The 23,126-nt window shown below is 28.7% G+C and carries 20 protein-coding genes; 6 read left to right on the top strand and 14 right to left on the bottom strand.

From position 1 onward, the window contains the following. Positions 1-457: 457 nt before the first annotated feature. From IMX26_RS08235 to IMX26_RS08265, 7 genes are all read right to left on the bottom strand, one after another. Positions 458-1,453 (bottom strand): radical SAM protein, encoded by a 996-nt coding sequence (locus tag IMX26_RS08235; RefSeq protein ID WP_243259329.1) that lies wholly within the window; start codon positions 1,451-1,453, stop codon positions 458-460. A 4-nt stretch (positions 1,454-1,457) separates the two neighbouring features. Next, positions 1,458-2,669 (bottom strand): FAD-dependent oxidoreductase, encoded by a 1,212-nt coding sequence (locus tag IMX26_RS08240; protein ID WP_195161192.1) that lies wholly within the window; start codon positions 2,667-2,669, stop codon positions 1,458-1,460. A 194-nt stretch (positions 2,670-2,863) separates the two neighbouring features. Further along, positions 2,864-3,802 carry a hypothetical protein gene (locus IMX26_RS08245; protein ID WP_195161193.1) on the bottom strand — a complete coding sequence of 313 codons (939 nt, stop codon included), beginning with the start codon at positions 3,800-3,802 and terminating at the stop codon, positions 2,864-2,866. Positions 3,803-3,864: 62 nt separating this feature from the next. Beyond that, positions 3,865-4,371, bottom strand: a complete 507-nt coding sequence (locus IMX26_RS08250; RefSeq protein WP_195161194.1) for a GNAT family N-acetyltransferase — start codon at positions 4,369-4,371, stop codon at positions 3,865-3,867. A gap of 243 nt (positions 4,372-4,614) precedes the next feature. Further along, positions 4,615-6,339: a ribosomal protection-like ABC-F family protein gene (abc-f, locus tag IMX26_RS08255; protein ID WP_195161195.1), complete on the bottom strand. Its 1,725-nt coding sequence runs from the start codon at positions 6,337-6,339 to the stop codon at positions 4,615-4,617. A 464-nt stretch (positions 6,340-6,803) separates the two neighbouring features. Continuing rightward, complete coding sequence (locus tag IMX26_RS08260) at positions 6,804-7,082, bottom strand: hypothetical protein (protein WP_195161196.1); 279 nt, start codon at positions 7,080-7,082, stop codon at positions 6,804-6,806. Positions 7,083-7,173: 91 nt separating this feature from the next. Next, positions 7,174-7,815 carry a TetR/AcrR family transcriptional regulator gene (locus IMX26_RS08265; protein WP_195161197.1) on the bottom strand — a complete coding sequence of 214 codons (642 nt, stop codon included), beginning with the start codon at positions 7,813-7,815 and terminating at the stop codon, positions 7,174-7,176. A gap of 322 nt (positions 7,816-8,137) precedes the next feature. On the opposite strand from IMX26_RS08265, the gene IMX26_RS08270 reads away from it, so the two are divergent. Next, positions 8,138-8,917, top strand: coding sequence for a DeoR/GlpR family DNA-binding transcription regulator (locus IMX26_RS08270; protein ID WP_195161198.1), 780 nt, complete (start codon positions 8,138-8,140; stop codon positions 8,915-8,917). A gap of 173 nt (positions 8,918-9,090) precedes the next feature. Here IMX26_RS08270 and IMX26_RS08275 read toward each other — a convergent pair whose 3' ends face one another. From IMX26_RS08275 to IMX26_RS08300, 6 genes are all read right to left on the bottom strand, one after another. After that, entirely contained in the window at positions 9,091-9,576 is a 486-nt protein-coding gene (locus IMX26_RS08275; protein ID WP_243259330.1) for a DUF6320 domain-containing protein, read from the bottom strand. After that, positions 9,570-9,860, bottom strand: a complete 291-nt coding sequence (locus IMX26_RS08280) for a helix-turn-helix transcriptional regulator (protein WP_195161200.1) — start codon at positions 9,858-9,860, stop codon at positions 9,570-9,572. Before IMX26_RS08280 ends, IMX26_RS08275 begins: the two co-directional genes overlap by 7 nt. Positions 9,861-10,109: 249 nt before the next feature. Next, entirely contained in the window at positions 10,110-10,778 is a 669-nt protein-coding gene (locus IMX26_RS08285) for a PH domain-containing protein (RefSeq protein ID WP_195161201.1), read from the bottom strand. 115 nt (positions 10,779-10,893) lie between these two features. Then, positions 10,894-11,751, bottom strand: coding sequence for a TatD family hydrolase (locus IMX26_RS08290; RefSeq protein WP_195161202.1), 858 nt, complete (start codon positions 11,749-11,751; stop codon positions 10,894-10,896). A gap of 31 nt (positions 11,752-11,782) precedes the next feature. Beyond that, positions 11,783-14,851: a GNAT family N-acetyltransferase gene (locus tag IMX26_RS08295; RefSeq protein WP_195161203.1), complete on the bottom strand. Its 3,069-nt coding sequence runs from the start codon at positions 14,849-14,851 to the stop codon at positions 11,783-11,785. Positions 14,852-15,267: 416 nt separating this feature from the next. Next, on the bottom strand, positions 15,268-18,351 hold the full coding sequence (locus IMX26_RS08300) for a GNAT family N-acetyltransferase (RefSeq protein WP_195161204.1): 3,084 nt from the start codon (positions 18,349-18,351) through the stop codon (positions 15,268-15,270). 409 nt (positions 18,352-18,760) lie between these two features. Between IMX26_RS08300 and IMX26_RS08305 the strand changes: the two genes are divergently transcribed. Next, the gene (locus IMX26_RS08305) at positions 18,761-18,913 is read left to right on the top strand and encodes a hypothetical protein (protein WP_195161205.1); all 153 of its coding nucleotides are present in this window, start codon (positions 18,761-18,763) and stop codon (positions 18,911-18,913) included. Positions 18,914-19,151: 238 nt separating this feature from the next. Here IMX26_RS08305 and IMX26_RS08310 read toward each other — a convergent pair whose 3' ends face one another. Beyond that, positions 19,152-19,676, bottom strand: a complete 525-nt coding sequence (locus tag IMX26_RS08310; protein WP_279324899.1) for a DUF1697 domain-containing protein — start codon at positions 19,674-19,676, stop codon at positions 19,152-19,154. A gap of 398 nt (positions 19,677-20,074) precedes the next feature. Between IMX26_RS08310 and IMX26_RS08315 the strand changes: the two genes are divergently transcribed. The 4 genes from IMX26_RS08315 to IMX26_RS08330 all read left to right on the top strand — a co-directional run bounded on the left by IMX26_RS08315 (position 20,075) and on the right by IMX26_RS08330 (position 23,031). Continuing rightward, complete coding sequence (locus tag IMX26_RS08315) at positions 20,075-20,314, top strand: hypothetical protein (protein WP_195161207.1); 240 nt, start codon at positions 20,075-20,077, stop codon at positions 20,312-20,314. Positions 20,315-20,437: 123 nt separating this feature from the next. After that, the gene (locus IMX26_RS08320) at positions 20,438-21,211 is read left to right on the top strand and encodes a hypothetical protein (RefSeq protein WP_195161208.1); all 774 of its coding nucleotides are present in this window, start codon (positions 20,438-20,440) and stop codon (positions 21,209-21,211) included. After that, positions 21,201-22,058 carry an ABC-2 family transporter protein gene (locus tag IMX26_RS08325; RefSeq protein ID WP_195161209.1) on the top strand — a complete coding sequence of 286 codons (858 nt, stop codon included), beginning with the start codon at positions 21,201-21,203 and terminating at the stop codon, positions 22,056-22,058. Before IMX26_RS08320 ends, IMX26_RS08325 begins: the two co-directional genes overlap by 11 nt. Then, positions 22,009-23,031: an ATP-binding cassette domain-containing protein gene (locus IMX26_RS08330; protein ID WP_195161210.1), complete on the top strand. Its 1,023-nt coding sequence runs from the start codon at positions 22,009-22,011 to the stop codon at positions 23,029-23,031. Before IMX26_RS08325 ends, IMX26_RS08330 begins: the two co-directional genes overlap by 50 nt. The last annotated feature ends 95 nt before the right edge of the window (positions 23,032-23,126 follow it).

The following is a 23,126-nucleotide window of genomic DNA, read 5'->3' on the forward strand; positions in this document are numbered from 1 at the left end:
CAAATAAACACACACTTCCTAAAATACTTTTATAACAAATACCCCTCCTTAAATATCTGTATTTAATTTTAGTAATTATTAATTTATGTAGTAATTATTTCTTTAAAATTATATCATTATTCAACAACTCTTATTTTTCCATTAAAAATCCACAACAAAATTCACCAATTAATTTTAATAATTTTTATTAACTTATTCTCTAATTTTTATTATGGCTTTTATGTAGGAGAATTAAATATACTATGTCTTTATATAAATTGAAATAACAATGAATTAATAGAGAAATGTTTTGCTAATGACAAATATTTTTGCGACCTAATATTTATATAGACGTAATATTTTTAGTAAATTTTGTACATATTGTAGCACTACGTATGCTTCTACTAGTATTATCGGCAATTATAAGATTTTATTAAATATAATTTTTATAAATTTTTAGCTTAATTTAAAATTACCTTTAGGCTATATATATAATTTTACTATTAGTAAACCTACTATTTAGCTGCTTAATTAAAAATTGGGTGCTTTCTTCTTTAATTTTAGGCCTATAACAATATTTACCTCTACCTCTGCCTGTCATAATATTTTTATTAAAGAAACTATAAGCGTTAGGAAAAGCCTCTGTGTTTATAGCATTCTGCACATAACTATAGGTCATAAATATCATTTCAAAAAATAACTGTTTTTTAACTTTAGTAGATAAGTTATCTGCTAAAAACGTAAATAACTCTACATATTCTTTTTGCCAATCCTTTATTAGTATAATTGGAGCTATCAGTATTCCTACTTGGTAACCTGCCTCAGCAAGTTTATTAATCGCCTCAACTCTAGTATTTAGTGACGATGTTCCTAACTCAATTCTATTTATTATTAATGCTGGATTAACACTCATTCTTACTATAACTTTTCCGTTATGATTAAGCGGTAAAATACTATCTACCATACTAAATTTAGTAGGAAAAGTTATTTTAGCTTTTTCATTAGCACAAAACTCATTAATGGTATAGATTAAGTTATTGGTAATTTCATTCTCTAAAATTAAATCACTATTACTGCCAATTTCGAACACAGCATTGGGTTGTTTTTGGGCTTGTACAATAAGCTTTTTCATCATTTTTTCTCTATTTACAAACAGTCTTAAGTAAGAACATTTATTATAATTACAAACTAAATAACAATACAAACAAGCTGCACTACAACCCGATGATGTCCAAGGAACTAAATAGTTTGATACCTTTTGATTAGGTACATATCTATGCGTTTTACGAGTACCAATAATTATTAGTTTTTTTAAATAGGTAAAATCACTATTTGCCATTTTACGTAATTCTGGAATATTATTATGGTTTGAAATTTCTACCCACTCACAGTTTTTAAACCTACTCATTAACTGTTTACCTAAATCATAGTCTTTAATAGTCTGTTCAAAATAAATTTTAGCTGGTTTTATCATTTAATTACTTCTCGAAACGATTTAGTTTAAACAACTGCATATCTTTATTTTCTTTTCCTAAATAAAGATCAGTTAAAAACATTCCTGCAAGCATAGCATATACAATGCCATTAGCTCCATATCCTAAAGCAAACCATAGCTTATCACGATCTGGGTCTTTTCCAATAAAACCCACATTATCTCTTGTTGAAGCAAAGTTACCGCAATATTTGTAGGCCACTTTTATATGCTCTTTAATATTCGGAAACATGGCCTTTAACTTATCTAGTAGAATACTGTACTTTTCTTCTGCAGTATTTTCATTACATAAATCTACAGTACAACTAATATCCTCTCCACCAATAATTATTCTTTTATCGTGGGTTGTTCTTAAATAATTGTACGCTTCTTTATTATCTCTAATAACACACTCATTTTTCCAACCATTTATTTCTGGTAGCGGTTCTGTAACAATATTAAAAGTAGTTGAAAATGTACCATATTTTTTATTAGTAAATAAACCTGTATTATATCCTGTGGCAGCAACAATGATTTCACCTTTAACCTTTGTCCCAAAATTATTAATTACTGTAACGTAATCTTTTTCATATTCAATTTTAACTACCTCAGTGTTTTCATATATTTTTGCTCCTAGTTTTTCGGCTTCTTTAGCTACTTGGTGAGTAAACAAAAATGGATCTAATACTGCACCACCACCAATGCTATAAATACCAGCTTCTAAATTAAAGCTAAAAGGATTAGATTTTTTATCGTAAAACTCTACCTCAAAACCGTTATTTACTCTATACTCAAATTCTTTTTTAATCTCTGCTATTTCTCCTTTTTTAGCTGTATAAAGCAAACAGTCTCTTTTTTTATAGTGGCATTCATTGCCATAGTTATTAATAAAATCATCAATCTCTTTTAAAGCCTGCTGACAGAGTTGATAAACCCTTATTACATTAGCCTCAGTTGTATAGTCTAAAATACCTGCCAAGTTGCTATCTAACTCATACTGTAAAAGTGATGTTGCAATACAAGTACTACCACTAGCAATTTGATATTTTTCTAAAACAGCTACTTTTATACCTGCCTTTGCCATATAATAAGCTAATAAACAGCCACCTATGCCGCCTCCAACTATAATTACATCTACTTTTAAATCCTCTGTTAAGTAATTATATTGTTTTGGTTTAACGTTTTCTTTGTAAAAAAAACTACTGCCTTTTACATTCATAAAATACTCTCCTAAATATCTTTTGTATATTATTTCACTAAACAAAAGATATATTCCAAATAAAAAGTACAGTTATCATTTTAAGTAAAATAATAAAGAGACTGTAACATAAGTGTTTTTATGTTAAGTCTCTTAGTATATACATTTGTAATTTTTTATATTTATTGTGAGAGTATCAATACACCTCTAACTTGTTAATTATTTAGTATGGAAACTAACCTAGTATTATACTCACTTAATTTTTGCTCTTCATTATCTTTTAAAGCATATAGTTGATCAACTAAAAGGCTAACTTTACTATAAATATTATCAACGCTTTTCTTAGCAGAGTTTATTTTCGATTGAACAAAATAGTCCGAGATTAAGCCATCAAAAAAGTAATCTATAAATACATCAAAACCCTCAATATTAATATTTATTGTTTCATCAATATTTATATCTAGCAACTCATTTTTAAACATCCTTAAATAGGTTTGCACTTGCTCAGACTGTTTTTTTGCCTCATTAATATGAGAGTGTTTAATCATGCTAGTAATTAATCCACCACCAACCATATCCCAAATGCCCCAGCCTTGGGCACTTTTTAAACTATCAATAATACCTACAATACCTTTAACAGCTAAATCACCGGCATCTAATGCTTCGTCTATTTCTTTTAGCTTAGCCTTACACTCTGCTATTTTATTAGTAAGCAAAATAGTATCTTCAGTATTATTAAGCTCAAAGCCTTTTATTAACTCTATCTTTTCATTATAAAGTTCTTGTAGTTTGTTACTACAATTCTTATATTTTATTTTTTCTACCATTCTATCTTTAATCTCAGATTCAATATTCTGTAACTCTGTTAAACATTGATTATATTTTAAATGTGCTGCAAATGCCTCTTGTTTTTCTTGATCCAGTTTTACATCATAACTGCCAAAAAGTTTATAGAATAAATTTGTTACACTTAATCCTTCTAACTTTTCTACGTCATTACTCTCTTTATCTAATTCTGCTTTTAATTGTGCTTGTTTAGCTACAACTTTCTCTTTATCGTTTCGCAAACTTTCTATAATACTATTAAGCTTTAAGTATCTCTCTTCGCCAGATTTTAGTTCTGCAATTTGCTCATTAATTTCCTTAAACAACACCTTACTCCCCCTATTTATTAAACAACATAACTTAATAAATATTTACCCAATATTCTATAAAACTAACTGCCTATTTTAAATACCTGCGATACACCTGGTATGTCATCTAGTAGTTCTTGGCTTTCTGTATACTCAATTTGCAATTGACTGTAAAGATTACTCCAAAATTTTACAGCTGGCAAGTTGTTTGCAATTTGCTCAATTTTATAGGTTCCAACATGGCATTTAAATAGCACCTGAATAGCACGTTTACCAAAACCTTTTCTTCTATAAGATTTTAGTATAAAAAATTCATGTACACTTAAATCAACATCTTTTGGAACATATCTGCCCATATTAACTAGTATAAACCCTATTATGTTATTTTCTAATTTAATAAAATAAGGCAGTAAATCTGGTTGTTTAAAATATAACTCAATACCCTCATAAATAAACAAACCATTCTTATTTATTTGCAAATCATCTGCATATTGTGATAAATCATGTAAATATAATGAAACTATATTTTTTAAGACTTCTTGTTGTTCTTCACTTACAATCTCAATATTAATATTTTGATCAGAATTCATATTTTCTCCTTTATTTATGTGTTAAATTTACATTTAAATTATTATATTATATTAACATAATTAATTAATATTTATAAATATATCATATTTTCCATTATTATTCAAAATAGTTTATTATAAATTGAAAGAGCCATTTAATAAATAACTCTTTCAATTACTACCTTATTGTTTCTGCTATTTCAAATAAAGTTTTATTTTTCAATTAAACATACATCTCTACAATTTTATGATACACTAATTTTTTTATTTTTGCTTTACAAGCTTGGTAAACTGATGTTTTAACTTAGTTAATTCTAAGTATTCTTTATCAAGCTGCTTATAAGCTTCACTACTTAATTCTAAGCCATTAAATTCACTTACTATTATCGCTAATCTGTTCTTTATAATCATAAGCTGTTCATGAGCATAATTTTGAAGTTCATTTTTGTGTTGCTTTTCTTGTAGCTGTATATACTGCACAAAAGAATACTCATATCTCTTGATTTTTTTATTCTCAAATACTAGTACCTTATCACATATTTTGTTTAAAAAATAACGATCATGAGATACAACTATAAGTGTTCCTTTATAGTCTTTAAGTGTTTTCTCTAACATCTCTCTGCTGTGCAAATCTAAATGATTAGTTGGTTCATCTAGTATCAATACATTATTATTTTGCAGAATCATCTTGGCTATTTTTATTCTTGTTATTTCACCTAAACTAAGGGTTTGTATTTGTTTATAGACCATTTCGTTAGTAAATCCTAAATTTGCTAAAGTAGTTTGTACTAAGGCCTGCTGTTTAAAGTTACTTGTTTCAAAATAATCTAAAATTGTTTGATTTTCATTTAAGGTTAGGTCATCTTGGCTTAAATAAGCTACTTTAGCTGAAGAGCTAAGGTATAGTTTACCTTGATTTAACTTCCTACTTTTTAAAATAGCTTTTATTAAAGTAGTTTTACCACAACCATTGGCTCCAAAAAGGGCTATTTTTTCTGCTCTTTTAATATAAAAAGAACTATTACTAAAGATAATATTATTTGCATAGTTTACAGCTATATTTTGAGCCTCTAGTACCCTTTCACCACCAATGTTATGGCTTGTAATCTTAAATTTAATAGCTTGTTCTGCATTTGGTTTAGCTAACCCTGTTAAATTAATTTTTTGTAATTTTTTTATTTTGGATTTAATCTGTTTATCCTTCTTTTTTGCTTTAACTCTAAAGTACTCTTTTAATCCATCTTTTTTTGTTGATTGAGAATGTGCTTTAGCAGACCATTGTCTTAGCTGGTTTATTTCCTCCTTAATGCTTTGTTTATGCTTCTCTTGTTCTTTAAATTTTTGTAATTGATCATTATATCTTTTTTGCTTTAGCTTACGATAATAACTATAGTTTCCCTTATATAGCTGTGCTGTACCACGCTCAATTTCAATTGTTTTACTCACACATTGATCTATAAAATAGCGATCATGTGATATTATTATTATGGTACCTTGGTAGTTATTAATCTCTTTTATAAGCCAATTTATACCCAAATAATCTAAATGATTTGTGGGTTCATCTAATATTAATAGCTGTGGTTTTTTTGCCCAAACACTTGCTATTGCTAACTTACGCTGCTCTCCTCCACTAAGACTATTCAACCTATTTTCACAAAAATCATAAACTTTATTTATACCGAGCTGCTTTGTTGTATAAAGATAGTTTTTTAAAGAGTCACTTTTATTGATTTGCTCAAAATCTTTATTATTATATACAATAGCTTGTTTTAAATATCCCTTACTATAATTATGACTATGCCATATAATTTGGCCTTCATCTGGCTGAATATTATTTAACAAAATATTTACTAAAGTGGTTTTACCAGCCCCATTATCTCCAACAATTGCAATTTTTTCACCAAGCTTAACCTCAAAATTAATGTTTTTTAAGATAACTCTATCACCATATCTTTTTTTAATATTTATACATTTAAACAATAAACTCAATTGTATCGCCTCCTACCATATTTAGTTCAACAGAAATTAAATATTGGTACATAGGTGGTACACTTTTAGCTAATTAATATTTAACAACAAAAAAACTGCAAATTGAACTTAATCAACTTACAGCCTATTTATACCATACCAAAACCCTATACGGGCTTATTGTAATTTAAGTATATAGCAGTAGTATATAAATACTAACGAAATAAGTTATTATTGTTCTTAGCTAATTTGTGTACAAAACACGCAATATTAAAACTAATGTTAAGTAAACACTAATTTATTGAATGTTTATTACGCAATATTTAATTAATTAAGCTAAAAACAAATTAATCATTTCGTTCTCCTTATCTTTTTTACTTACTACTTATTATATTAACAGCGTAAATTTTTAATGTCAACTACTGGATAATTTTTGACATATACCTTAATCAAAACTCTTTATAGTTAAGCTATCTATGCTGTTACTAAATCTTATTATACTTTTTTAGATTAATAATATTAGATATTATAGTAACAACCCCCATAATTAAGGATGAAGTAGCCCAGGTTGAATGTTTAGTATAAAACCATTTTACACTCATTAAAACAAGTATAACACCTAGTATAGCACCCACACTTGAACCAATTACAGCTATCTTTTTGGGTGGATTAGTTAAGGTCTCTACAGATCTACTAGACATTTTATGAGATTTATCCACTATCTCTTGGGTTTTATTAAGTACTTTTTCAGTATAATTTTTCATTATAGTACTCCTTTCATTTACATACCGAACAAATGTATGTTAATAGTCATTAAAAAAACTAAATTTACATTTAGCTTATTTTAATATTTAATTAAGCAAAAACTGCATCTCTAAATTCCCTTAATTCTAACATTACTTCACTGTCAATAACGGGTAAGCCCAGGCTATCAAATAGTTTTTTAATAAACACAATTTTATTTGTAAATTCAACCTTTGTGACGTTTACTACGCTTGGATTAATCCAAATATTAAGTAGAATCATAATAACCTCAGATAACTCTTTTGAGTCACTAACTTTAATAGATCCATCGTTTATACCTTCTATCAAAATCTCATTTATTAGTGGAGCATATACAGTTATGCAATTGTTAATTTGCATAGCCAATATTTTAGGATTTTTTAAAAGTGATGGCGACGATTTTAATAGTTTTTTTTGTTGCTGATTAGAGACCGAAGCTATAAAAACACGCTTTAACTTTTGTAAACCATTTATGCTATTATCACTCTTTATTTTATTAATAGGGTTTTGCTCTTCAAAAAGTCTTGTAGTAACAGCATCTATTATTTCCTCTTTAGACTTAAAGTGATGATAAATAGCCCCTCTGCTTAGTCCGTTAAGATTATCTACTATATCTTTAATAGTTGTTTTATCGTAGCCTTTTTCAATAAAGAGATTAAGTGATACATCGAGTATTTTATTAATAGTATTCTCTGGATATTTATTTCGTGGCATACTTAGCTCCTAACATACATTCATTTGGTATGTATATTAAAACATAATAATGATAGTAATGTCAATATTGTAATTTAAGATTAACAGATAGGATTTAAATAAATTTTTACATCAGTTAAAAAAAGAGACTAATAATTAGCTTTATAAGCTAATTAAATAATCTCTTAGAAAAAACTAGCTTTAAAAACATCGCATTTTTACGCAAACAAACTTAATAAAAAGCATTAATCTAACTAATTAATGCTTTTTATTGCATTATTATATTGACTTGATGCATTTTAATGCATATAATTAAGGTGATAATTACTTAGGAGGTTGTTTTATGTTTATAGAAGAGCGTCAGCAATTAATACTCGAGCAACTAGCTAAACACAAAAAGGTGGTAGTCGTTGAACTTGCCCAATTATTAAAGGTTTCGGTAGACACCATACGAAGAGATCTTATTATTTTGGAAAATAATGGATTATTAAAGAGGACTAGAGGTGGTGCTATTTGTCCTAATAAACTAAGAGCAAAGCATACCAGAAACTATAATGTAAGAGATATAAAAGAAGTAAATCCCTATTACGATGTTATTGCTAAACAGGCTTGTTTATTCATTAATGAAAATGATACTATTTATTTGGCTGGCACTAGTATTGATTATTTAATGATAAAGTATTTACCAAAAGATATTAGCTATACTGTAATTACTAATTCAGTTATAACAGCAGATGAGCTTAAAGGCTTTGAAAATATTGAGGTATTTATAACCTGCGGAAAAGTAAGAGGTCGTGGTAGCATGAATGACCCATTAGTTATTGATTTTATACGAAATGTTCGTATTGATAAAGCCTTTATTTCTGGTCCATTTATTTCAGCTAATTTTGGCATTAGCACTACTACATTTGAAACCGCCAAGCTACAAAAAGCGGTAATAGATATCGCTAAACAAGTTATTTGTCCTGTTCCTAATGTTAAGTTTGGAATTGAATCTTTTGTTAAAATTGCTGATATAAAAGACATTAATATGGTTATAACAGATAGTGAATCCTTAGAGGAAGAAATTATTAAAATTGAAGAGCTTGGAGTTCAAGTTGTTATTGCTCAAGAGGAAAATTAAGTTAATATACTACCGATTTTTAAGAAAGTTTGTAAAAATTAAATAACTAAAAAATAGTTCTACCGCAAAGTATGCAAAGTTCACAAATTTATTCTTTAGTTAAAAACTGAATAACTCTTTTATATAAATCAATAAAAGATACTTGTTCTTAGCACTCTTTGCGGTTACACTGTTTATTGTTTCTTTCTACTTTTATGGTAGCCAATATAACTTAGGATTACTGAAATAAAAATTAAAGCAATGATATTATGCAAATAGTAAATATTACGACCAACATATCTCTCTATTAGTGTATTTCCAATAATTGAATATGGTATTAAAAGTAATACAGAAAAAGAAGATAAATACCACTTATTAAACTTTGAGTAGCTCAAAATACATATTACAATAAATGAATATGCTATAGTTATAATTGCCAATGGTAATGCTAATGCTGACACCCAACCTTTAACTGTTATTAAACTCTCAATTAAATATAAATATGGAATACTTGTAATAGCTAAACCTATTAAGGTTACTAGCCACTTATTCCTTTTTAAATTTATAAGAGGCATTAAGGTAAACCAGGCTACTACTAAACCCCCTATTACATAATAAGACCAACTTAGCTTATCATTAATAGCCATATCACAAATACCACAAATAACTATAGTTAACATAAATATAGAAGATAGGGCGATAGTGAGCTTTTTTGCAAAATCCTTAGTTTTCTTATGTTTACCTTTTCTGTTTCAACTTTTTCACCCATGAGTATCTCATTGGCTGTTACCCCTAAAGCTTTAGCCAATGGCAAAACTGTTTCAATATCTGGGTAACCCAAACCTCTCTCCCATTTTGAAATAGCTTTATCGGTAATACCAAGTTGCTCTGCTAATTGTTTTTGAGTTAAAGATTTTTGTTTTCTTAAGGTTGATATAAATGTTCCTGTTTTGGCACTGTTCATAGTAATTTGTTTCCTTCATCTGTTTTGTATATGCTAATAATAGTATTGTTTGTGTTATTAATCAATAATCTTACTGTTTACTAGCCAGGTAAACTAATCGTAGAGTTATAATTTTTATTGTAACAATAATTTTTTTTGCATTAAAAATTACCAAATTCACAAGTTCATAAAAGCTTTAGTATAAGGTACTTAATTAAAAAAGGCTGTTACATTAGCTATTATTGCAAATGCCTCAGCCACTTTATTTACTTAATAAATCTCTAGTTCTTCTAAAAAACTAATCATATCTTGTTTATTGCAAAAGTGTTTTAAAACCTGAAAACTAGTTCCATTAAATACTTTGCTGGTTGTAATCATTAAAGAAAAATCATTTACTATTTCAACCTCAATAACTGAGTGTTTTCTAATATAACGTTGTTCTATTTTTATAAAATCAGTATTGCTTTTCTTACTTAGAGTTTTTTTATTTTGGTTTTCTTTAACCACTGGCTTTTCTAAACTCTCAGTTACCACTTTACTAGCTAATCTGCAAAATGTCTCTGCTTCGTCTTTAATTACATTATTAACCTTCTCTACTCCGTTATCATATTCAATAATTATTTTGGTATTTACTGAGTCTACTTGCCAATGAACTTTATTAATCTCTGTTAGCGCTATATCATATTCCTGCGAAACGGTAAACGGCATATCATCGTAAAATATTATTCTCTTATTGGTTAAAGCAATAATTGCAGAGTCTGCTTTTTTATCTTCTAAACGACCACTAGTAAAATATAGTACATCTTCTTTATCATGAATTAATTTAGGTAAAATATTAATCTCATTCTTCACAAACCAGGTAGAAGTTAAATTTTCGGCAATTTTTTGTATTTGATTTCTAGCTCTTATCTCGTTCTCCAAATCTCTCCCCCGTTTCATATTCATCTGCTAATAATTTAAATATATCATGCTTATCAAAAAAAACAAAGTTTACAAACTTAAAAACCACATAAACTATGGCTAGTTTATGTGGTTTTTAATATTAATTTTATTATTAAATACTTAGTTTAAAGAGCTCTTTAGCATTATTGTAAAAGACATTTTTATGATGTTCATTAGGAACAATCTGCTTTACAAAGTTAATATAAGATGCTAAATCAACTAAAGGCCAATCCGAGCCAAATAAAAACTTTTCATAGTTTTCTGCATAAATTAAGGCTTTTTTAAAGTGATCTTGATATAATTTTTGACCACCCATATAAGATACAGCTTCGTTATCTCCAATAATTAAGCCGGATAAATCTGCGTAAACATTACTATTTTTACTAACAACTTCAGCACAATCCATAGTCCACGGACAACCCATATGAGCTATTACAAAATTAACATCTCTATGAGTTACGGCCAGTTCATCTACATTTAAAGGATGAGAATATTTTAGTAAACCTCGCTCACTATAGGTATCTCCAGAGTGAATAACAACAGGAACCTTATAACTAGCAGCTAAATCATATATTGGCTCATATACCTTATCAAAAACATGAAAATGATAATAACCAGCATATATTTTTATTCCTACAAAGTTATCATATTTTAAATACTTTTCTATATTTTCAAGCTCATCATTAGCATGTAAACCTAGTAGCTTAGTGGGGTTAATTCCTAAACAGCAAAATAAGTTATTAGGTGTTTTTTTTGCTAAATCAAGTATCATTGGGTTGCGACATTTATTGTCAGGAAAGGCCCCTGCACTTTTCTCTTGAATACCCATACCAATACTAGCAACTACCTTGTTTTTTGCAAAAGATTCGCTAAAGCCTTCATATGAATAATCAACTATAGAGATTGCTTTAGCTGTATCTTTAAACGATTGGATATTAGAAAAGTGAATATGGGCATCTATTATTTTCATTTAGGTTCCTCCGAGTTGTAAACTACTTAAATCATATCTTAAATTTTAACTTATTTAAATCATTAAGCATATCTTCTGTAAGATTTTCTTTACTAAAGAGCATAAATTGCGGTTTGGTAGTAAATGTTTCACCATCATTAACACTATGACTACTATAATTGGTACTATAAGATACAAGATTTGTATTACTAAACCAATGTAGGTCTTCAGTATTTATAACCCTATATAAACTATAATCTGTTGTTTTTGATTTAAACTGCAATATGTTTTTTAATTGAATTTCATACTGTAAGTTACCACAACTAAACTCAGCTTTTTGGCCATTATCTGTATAAATAATGCTGTTATTAGCTATGTCTGCTTGCTGAATGAAGCTCTTTTGCACCATATTTAACTTACTAAAATATTTTCCAGCGTTTTGATTTATTACTGCAAATGAACACACAATTGGAATGCCTGACAAAAGAAGATAATACTCGGTTATTGTTAGTCCTTTATACTTATCATGTTCAGTTATTTCTAAGCAGGTTTTAACTCCACTCCATACATTTCCAAAAATATCTGTTACTTCAATAAAGCCTGCAGATTTTTGCTCGTTATGAACAGAGGCATAACTTATATTACCAGGAAGCATGGATGTTCCACCAGTCCAATAGTTCCACCATCCTTTAATACTTGGAGTTGGAAAACTATTATTAAACCACTCTTTGCCTTTATAAATTATAGAGTAAATACCAGGTGCATATTCAGGAGAAGACTTTATTACTATATGCTCATTACTTACCTCATAAACTGTATTATCTCCTTTGTTGTGTTTTAATTGTTTTACTGGAGTATTGTTTTTAAAAAATAGTAGTTTTTCTTGTTGCATTTTTTTAAAGTTTAAACTAAAGTCTAAACTTAATATATCTAATTCAGGCTTTTTCACAATAGACTTATTAACTACAGCCTTGTTATTATTAAATTTAAACTCTGTGCAGCTATTGCTCTGTGTAAAGCAATTATACTTACTGCTTACACTTAGCTTACCTTCTATAGCTAGTTTTTTATGCTGCTCACACTCTAATATAATTTTATCAGTTATAAATGGATTATTGTTATTTATTTTACACATAAATGAATCACTAACGTCGCTAGAGCTTAGGGGATTTTCATAACCTAAATAACTTCTAAATTGCTGCCATGAGTTAAAGCTATCCATAGTATAGATTATGGGCTTAGTTCTTGTTGTATATGAGCTATTTACTTTACTTTCTATCATAACAACTATATTATCAAAGGACACATTACAGCTATCATGCCAGCTCAAACCAGCTTTAACTTTTGTGTTATTAAAAACCCAGTTTTCGCTAAATTTGTTAATGTCCCATTGTTTAAGAAGTATTCCCTCAAAGTTTTTACTATTAATAACTTCTCCATTATAAGGTAAATACGCGTCAATTAATAAGAATTTACAGTCTTGAGTAACATAAAGATCTTTAATACTACTCTTATTTTCTAAATCACAATATAGCTTAATAATACCATCTTGAAAGAGTTCTATATAATAATGCATAATTACATTTGCAAATTTCTCTGATTTAAATGTTGCTTTAATAATCTCACTAGTACTTTTAGTAATGAACTCTACTTTAATAGGTTTTTTACTTTTAAACTCATTGTAATAGGGTTTACCAAGCCTTGGTATTGCTGCGCTTAGTTCATAAGTAGAGTTAGTAGCAAGTTTAGAAATATTGGTAGCATTATTTGCTTTCATTAATCTGGCACAAAAAGCACCGTTATATAGCTCATAGGCTTTATCCGACTCTCCATGAAACACCCCAGAGTATCCTCTAAAAACTGTTTTACAGTTTGCTAAGTAGTTAATATTATTATCTTGAGTTTTTATGTTTACTTCAAAATCTTCATTATAAAAACTATATTTTTTAACAATACAATTAACCAATAAGGATTTTTTTTGCTTAGCATTTAACTTTACAACCTGTTGGGCATTTATAAAACTAACGTTATCTGTGTCTTTTAAACTAAAGTTGATTTCTATATCTTCATTAAAGTTATTTTCTAGGTTAATATAACATTTATTTTCCTTATTTAACTGCTTAACTTGGTTAGCATTAGCAACCTCAATTTCTATAGGCCTTTTTGGATTAACACCTATTTTAAATACTGACTCTTTGCCATTAATGTTTATGATAGATGTAACACAAGGGTGAGTTTTTAATGCTTGTTGTACATGTTTAATAGGCTCTATAAAAAACTTGCTTACTACCTGCTGCTTATTTTTTATACTAAAACTTAAATCAGCACTGTATTTAATATTTTTATTATCTACACCTTTAATTTTAATATTTAAAGGTTTGCCACTCTTATTTACTAATTCATATGTAATATCATACTCTTTACCAAAAACCAATTTTTGCTCAGCTAGTCTCACTTTTACCAGATAATCATTGGTTTCAATACAGGTGAGACCTCTACCTTTACGCTCAAATTCCATACTCAACATTAAATCATTTTTTTGCCAGCTATACTTATAAAAATGAAAGTCCCCTTCAATATTGCCATCACTCTCAACCTTAATTTCACGGGTACTATCTTTATACCAATCTATCGTATTAAAATACTGCGCTACTGCTTCAGTTTTTTTAACGTAAGGTAAAAAATTCATTAAATGAGTATATTCATCATATTTTTCCCAAAAGAAACCACACTTTTTATACAAAGGAACAGCCTTTTCATTACCTTGCCAAGTGTATAAATCTAACCTTGGCCATTTTGAATTTATAGCAGCAGCTACACATGTTAATACTAACTTTTTACCAACCCCTTTACCATGGTAATCGGGTCTTACATTTAGTAGCGGTATGTACGAGGCTCCTTCATCTTCTTTGTAGTTTGAAAAACTACAGTAACCAACAACATCATTATTATGTAAGGCTAAAAAAGAATGGATATTGCCAGCATTTTTTTCCTCTTCCATAACACTTTCAGCAGTGTGAATAACACTCTCTCCGCCCCAGCTATCGCCACTTTTGGACCACATATCAGCTAGTGACTCTGCGTATTTATAGTCAAATTCAACAATTTTAATATCGTTCATGTTCTCCTCCTAAAACCCATTATGTAAATCAACCTTTAAAATAATAAAAGTTGTAGTATAACCACAACTTAAATAAATATAGTTAATCAAGATTTTAAAGTTTGCTACCTTGAACACATATTATGAAATAAAAAGCTGTAGTTATAATAGCTACAGTCTAAAATTTTAAAAACTATAAATTAAACTGTAGGTCATGAAATAAAACTTCACTATCTTTTACACCTGTATTTGCTTTTATCATTATCATGACCTCCTCTTTCTAAATTTGCTTATTATTTGCATACCATAATAAAACATAATATGATTATACATTATTTAGCAATAATAATAAAGAATTAATTATAATTTAATGAAAGTGTAACAAATATTACTAAAGCAACACTTTCATTAAATATTCTAAAATCATAATTTATAACTTAGTTAGTTAGTTTAAATCTCACTTGTTTTAAATCCTTCAACATTTCTTTTGATAGGCTTTCTTTACTAAAAATGCCAAACTGAGGAATAATAATCACAGGACTATTACTTGCTAAACTAATATCAACAACATCATAAGCATAATAAGTGTTTTTAGTATAGAAAGAAACATGTTTTCCATCATTCAACAATCTGGTTAAAGTATAATCTACTGTTTTTGAGCCATGAATAGTTATATCTTTAGCTACTATTTCAAACTCTCTCTCACCATATTGAAATACAACATCTTCACTGCCTTCACATCTCTTAATCCAATTTTGGGTGCGATCAGTTGTTTGTTCAATAAAAGAATACAATTGTAAACTTAAATTTTGTTTAAAACTACCCTTTGTTTGCGAAACTACAGCAAAATTAGCTACCACAGGAACACCATTTAGTAATAAATAATACTCGTTAACTGTTATTCCTTTATATTTTTCGTGTTTAGTCACAATAAGGCTTGTTTTAATACCAGACCATACATTACCTAAATTATCTTCAATTCTAACAAATTGGGCTTGTTTTTCTTCTTTATTTAGTGAAGCAAAGCTGAATTCATCTAACATTGTAAACATTCCACCTGTATAACAATTCCACCAAGCTTTTATTGATGGCTCGGGAAAACTACTATTTAACCATTCGCTACCCTTATACTGCATAGAATATATTCCTGGCGAAAAATTAGGTGCAGCTTTTAGGCTTATAATACCGTTATTTACTTCATAAATACTTTTGCCCTTTTCTGTAAACTGCTTAGATTTTATCGCTTTTGAATCTACAAAGAATATTGCTTTTTCCCTCTTAAGATTTTGGGTATTTAGCTCAATATTGAGTTTAACAATATCTATCTCTGGCCTAGCATTAAGTAAAGCAGATTTTACAGCTTTTCTATTTTGGATACATAGATTTGTTTTTGCTATAGTTATTGAGTTATTAAAAGATTCGACTTCTATACTACCTTTAATCTCTTGTCGTTTATTTTCATAGATTAATAACTCAAATTGATCTTTTATAAATGGATTATTATTATTAATACTACTTATTAAGCTATTTTGGCTAGCAACTGAATTTAATTTTTTAGTATAACCCAAATAATTTCTAAACTCCTGCCAATTTTTAAAGGTATCTATGGTAAGTATGATAGGCTTAGTAAAGACCGATTTATGTGCCTGTATATTATTTATTTTACTCTCTATCATAGTAGAGACCCCTCTAAAAATAGCCTCTAAACTTGGGTGCCACGCTATGCCTTTAGTATTTCTAAAATCACTAAATAACCAGTTTTCGCTTAATTTTTTGGCATCCCAATTACCTACATCAACACCATCTGCACATTCACTTATAATAATGCCTTGTTCATAAGGCAAATAACCATTATTTAATAACAGGTAACTATCCTGACATACAAATAAATCCTTCACATTTTTGTCTGAGTTGTTTTCAACTTCATAGTAAATTTTTATTATTCCACCTGAAAAAAGCTCAAGGATATAGTTTAAAGCTATATTTGGTAATTTTTCTGAATTAAATTTTAAAATTAAACACTCACTATTACTTTTTTCAACATATTTAACTTCATTGGGTTTTTTATTTTTAAACTCACTGTAATAAGGTTTTCCAAACTGAGGTATACTTGTATCAATAACCTCCTCTTCATCCATACCTAGTTTATAAAACTCTGTGTAGTTAGATTCTTTAATGAATTTAACAACATATGGACCATTGTAAAGATAATATGCTTCTTCTGTTTCACCATGAAACATGCCATAATAACCTCTAAAAGTAGTTTTTAAATTAGTAACATGCTCTACAAGATTATTATTTACAGCTATTTTTACCTGTAACTGCTCACTGTAAAATCCATAAGACTTAATAATACAGGGTATTGCTAAATGGTGTTTTTGTTTAGGCTCTAACTCTAAAGCAATATTTTTATTTTTAAACTCTACCAAATCATTATTGATTAGCTCAAAATTAAGCTTAATATTCTGTTCAAAATTATTTTCGATATTAATATAACAAATACTATCTGCATTAAGCTGTTTATATTCATTATCATTAGCAATATCAATCTTAATAGGTTGAATTGCATTAACACCAATTTTAAACAATGATTTTTTACCATTTATTTTAATTAAAGAGCTAACACAGGGATGAGTTTTTATTTTAGCCTGTTTCTCTTTTATATCTTCTACAAAAAACTGCCCGTAAACTATTTCAGTATTGTTTATATCGTTACTATAATTAAAGTTAAACTTAATATTTTTATCATTTTGACCTTCAATACTAACTTGTAAAGGTTTGCCACTTTTATTAGTTAACTCATACTTTATTTTATAACTTGAACCACAAATTAACTTTTGTTTTTCTAGCCTAGTTTTTATTAAATAATCATTTGTTTCTATACAGGTTAAGCCACGGCCACGTCGCTCAAATTCCATATTTAAAACTAAGTCATTTTTTTGCCAATTATATTCGTAAAAATCAAACTGACCTTCAACGTTTCCATCGCTCTTAATTTCAATTTTGCGCTTATTATCTTGATACCAATCTATCTCTTTAAAGTACTCTTTAACAGCCTCGGTATCCATTACATAAGGCAAAAAATTCATTAAATGTGTATATGCATCTTCTTCCTCCCAAAAAAATCCACATTTTTTATAGAGAGGAACTGCTTTATTATTACCAGTCCAGGTATATAAGTCGAGCCTGGGCCACTCACATTTTAAGGCCATTTCAACACATTTAAGAACCAACATCTTACCTACCTTTTTGCCTAAATAGTCGGGTCTTACATTTAAAAGGGGAATATATGAGGCCCCTTCATCTTCTTTGTAATTAGAAAAACTACAATAACCAACAACCTCTTCACCAGCTACTGCTAAAAAGGTATAAATATTACTGTATCTTTCTTCTGCCTCTTTTACACTTTCTGCAGTTCGAATAGTGCTATCTCCACCCCAATTTTGACCGCTTTTATTCCACATATGAGCCAATGATGCAGCATACTTTGGTTCATAGTGTACAATTTTAACTTCGTTCATTATGATCCTCCTCTGTATGTATAAAGAGTTATGATTTTACATATTCTCTTTTTAAACAACTTTCTAAGTAAAAAGCTGTAGCCTTAATATGGCTACAGCTTTTATTATTTTTATAAGTAAACTAATGAGTTACTAACTTAATAATAGCAAAATAATAGTGTAGGCCATTTAAAATCTTAGTATTTAATTTATGTTCATTTAAATCAATGTTAATCATTTTTTTGGCCTCCTTTTGATAGTATTTTATTTGTAACACAAACACATTATATAGTAAATAAAGTAAACTATAAAGTACAATAACATGTATGTATTATTTATGTTCGTTAAATAAGCTCTGCTAATTGAACAAACGTGCATTAATCAATATTAACTGGGCATAATAGTAAAAAATTTTTAATGAGGTGTTGTTATGGCAAAACAAGGAATGAAAAGACCTAATCCTAGTGATTCACATGGTACTGAAAGTAATAAAAAAATGAATCATGATAAAAATGATTTTGAACCAGTTCCAGAGATAAAAGGTAAAGCAAAAAAAGGCCATAAAAAAGCTGGCCCTATGTAAGATCTTAATAAGGGGCTGAACATTAGTATAATTTAAAGCTAGTATTCAGCTCTGTAATATACTCGCTTTTAGCTTCGACTACAGTGTTTGACAAGTTAACTACGTGGTTTGCTCACTTAGTTTTCCTAGTATTTATACCCTATGCTAGCTAATAAACTTTAATTTTTTCTGCCCTATCTGATGATAACCTAGCTAAAGCCCATAAAAAAAGAACTGTTAACAGTTCTATAGTTAAGTCTTAACTCATCATTTCTAACACTTTTTTTATTGTTTTTAGATTTCTTGTTGTTGATACCACATTAGCTTTTTTCTCAATAAAGGCATTATTGACTTTGCTTTTACTATAGCCATCTGGTAAGTATAAGTATATTTCTTTTTCGTTAATCCTGCACAAATCAAACTCTTTTAAACTACTATTTATCTGCTCTGTAAAATCTACTTTGCTTGCAGTTTTTAACAAAGTTACATATAGATTTTTATTGTTTTCTGTCTCAAAAGGAAATTTATCTACTATAGCTTGCAACTCTCTTTTTGTTCTTATAATAACCTCTATATTAAGCCCCTTGTTATGTTTAATCATGTTTTGAATTTCTTTTTCTATTAAATTGGTGTTTCTTTTACGAGTTCCTATAAAAACAATGTTGCCAGTGTTTAAATAGGTGGCTATTTTAAAATAGCCAAGTTTAGTGTAAATACTTACAATTTCACTCATCTTAATTTTGTTATTAACTCCAACATTTATACCCCTTAAAAACGATACCATCACCTTTGTACATTCCTTCCATAATTTTTTATTTTGCACTTATTGCAAAATTATTTATATCCATAGATGATTATTCTTAGGTGACTATTTATATATATCTTCAATACAACTTATTATCGATTTAAAAAAATAAAAATTTTAAATATTATTAAGACATTTATAGTGAAATGAAAAAAGTATTATAAATTCATGATTTTATATTATCACATTTCTTTAACGATGTGAGTAAAATTTATTGCTAAATAAAAAAAATAAGTTAAATATGGCAAAATATTTAATGTTATATGTCCATAATGAACAATCATATTTAATTTTAAAACACATATCATAATATTGACAAAAAAAACGAACTAACGTACTATGAAATATGTATTAATTAATATAAGGAGGTGAGAGTAGTGACAATAGCGAGAAATGTATTACTTACAAATTGGTTTGTAGATTTCTGTAATATTATTAGCAATAAAGCACATTTACAAAAGGCAAATTGGGTTAGTGCGTCATTCTATTGTAATTTATTAACAAATTTGGCAACTAACAATGTAATCAAAGTAAATAATGATAATAGTTTAGTTCGCTATTTTAAACTATACCGTTTAACTAACCTCTTGCCTTTATATAAAGGGAATACTGCATAAGCACCTTAGCTTATTTAGTTAACTCATTTTATAAATATAAAATGATAATCCCCTAATACCGGCATTAACCGGTATTAGGGGATTTTTGTGTTTAAAAAAAAGAAAAACAAAGGAGTGATTTTTATGAACTTAAAAAAATACTGTAAAACAGCAACAATGACTGCAAAAGCCCAAACCAATGCTGGCGTTTTTTATTTGTTGCCTAACTATATTCTTAAAATTGTATACTTAATTCCCTTAATATTTTTATGGAGAACTCTAATGACTAGCGGTGTTAAAACTGATATGTCATTAAAACAAATGCTTAGCTATACCTATATGAGTACTTTGTTAGGTGGACTTTTAGTAGTTAGAACTCCTTTAGGAAACTGGATTTACGAAGGGCTAATAATTGGTCTATATCAAAGACCGTTATCAATTTATGGGCATATAGTTGCTCAAACCATTGGCACAAGCTTGGTTGATTTATTGCTATTCACTCTTCCAATGTTAATTTTATCACCGTTATTTGCAGTAACAATTACCCCTGATTCGTGGTGGTTTTTAGTTAGCTTAATTCTATGTATTTCATTAGGAATAGCAATGGATTTTATCTTTGCTTGTATTCAAATAAGAATGATAAATGCCTCTTGGTTGGTCTATAACATTCGCAATGCTATTGTTTTAGTTTTTTCAGGCAGTGTTATACCCCTAGCAATTTTACCTTGGGGGCTTGGCAATATCTTAATTTATCAGCCGTTTGCCAGCTTAGGAGGAGCTACCCTAGCTATTTACACAGGTATATCAGAGCCATTTAAGCCTATTATGATTCAAGTTATTTGGAATATTGTACTGTGGATTTTAGCTATATTATTCTTTAAAAAATCTCAGGAGAGGATGATAAGCCATGGAGGTTAAAAAGCAATTTAAATCTTTGCAACTACTAAAGTTATTAGGTTTTTATGCCAAATTAGACTTAATGTGGTTACTAAGAGATACTAAAATAGCAGTATTTGCGATTTTATCAGAATCTATTGCAGCACTGGCATCGATTAGCTCTATTTTTTTACTAGCAATGAGATTTAAAGGTATTGGTAATATGAGCCACTATGAGGTTTTATTTATGTTAGGTTATGTGACTTCTGTATTTGGAGTTTTTAATACCTTTTGCTCCATGAACAATGTGGGTCATATAAGTAGGCGAATTGGTAGGGGGCAATTTGAACACATGTTTATTCAACCGTTATCAATGCCCATTCAGCTTATTAGTGAGGGTTTTATTCCCTTTACAGGGAGTAGCACCTTAGTGGTTGGCATATCTATAACCTGCATAGCACTAAGTAAACTTGCTGTATGCGTTACTTGGTGGTGGGTTTTAAGTTTTATTGGTAGTTTATTAGTTAGCATAGTAATAATTTTAAGTCTATCATATTTGTTTTCAAGCACAGCATTTTATGCCCCTGTTGCTTGTGAAGAAATATCGATGTTATTAATAGATAATTTAAGTTCATTAACAAAATATCCCCTAACAGGTATGCCAAAATTTATTGTTTATCCGTTAATAACTGTTTTGCCATACGGCTTATTGGGCTGGTTTCCAAGCATGACTTTATTAGGTAAACAACCATTGGCATTACCAAATATATTTCCAGCATTAGTTGCTTTAACGTTATTTATAATAACTTATTTTGTATTTAAGAAAGGATTTAATCATTATGTTAAAACAGGTGCAAATAGATACAAAGACATGGGACACCGAAGATAACCTAGCTATAAACATTACAAACGTTACAAAAACCTTTGAGCAGTGGCAAAGAACTAATAACTTTAAAGATATAATAAGTAACCTAATAAAACCCCAAAAAAGAACCATTACAGCCTTAGATAATGTATCTTTTCAGGTTAAAAAAGGGGAGTTTGTGGCTTATGCAGGTGCTAATGGAGCAGGTAAAAGCACTACAATGAAGCTCTTAGCTGGCATGTTAATGCCTAAAAACGGAGATATAAGTATTTTAGGTTTATCTCCAAAACGTAATCGAATTAAACTCATGCATAAGCTTGGCGTGTTATTTGGTAACCGAACCGAGCTCTGGTGGGATCACCCTATTATTCAGAGTTATGAGTGGAAAAAAGTTGTGTGGAACATTGATAAAAAAAGATATAACAAAATGTTAGATATGGTAGTAGAATTATTAGATCTAAAAGGCATCTTAAATACCTTTGCCAGAGAGTTATCATTAGGGCAAAGAATGAAAGCCGACTTAGGATTAATGCTTTTACATGAACCCCAAGTTATACTGCTAGATGAACCAACTTTAGGCTTAGATGTACTAGCAAAAAGAAACATGATTGACTTTTTAAAAAGAATAAACAAAGAAAACAAGGTAACCGTAGTGGTTACTAGCCATGACATGGATGACCTTGAGGAAATGGCCCACAGAATAATTCTTTTATCTAAAGGTAAAATAGCCTATGATGGTGGTTTTAAAAAGCTAAGAGCTAGTATAGGTGTTAATAAGACTATTACAATAACTACTAAAGGCACTTTATCCCCTGTATTTAATAACGCCAAATTGCTAAGTAGCGAGCAAAATATTCACGAGTATCAGCTCAATAAGGGAGTAAATATTGCTTCATTATTAACTGAAATAGCTCAACTAAATGAGGTTATAGATATTGAGACCAATAGAGCTCCTATTGAAAAAATAGTAGCAAAATTGTATAAAGAGTGGCGATAAACAAGACAAAATCCATTCATTTTGAGGCAGTGATTAATCACTGCCTCTTTTGCTTCTTATACTAAGTAGAAATATAAGTTTCAATATTAGTTAAT

The sequence above is a fragment of the Clostridium sp. 'deep sea' genome (genome assembly GCF_014931565.1).
Taxonomy (GTDB): Bacteria; Bacillota; UBA994; order PWPR01; family PWPR01.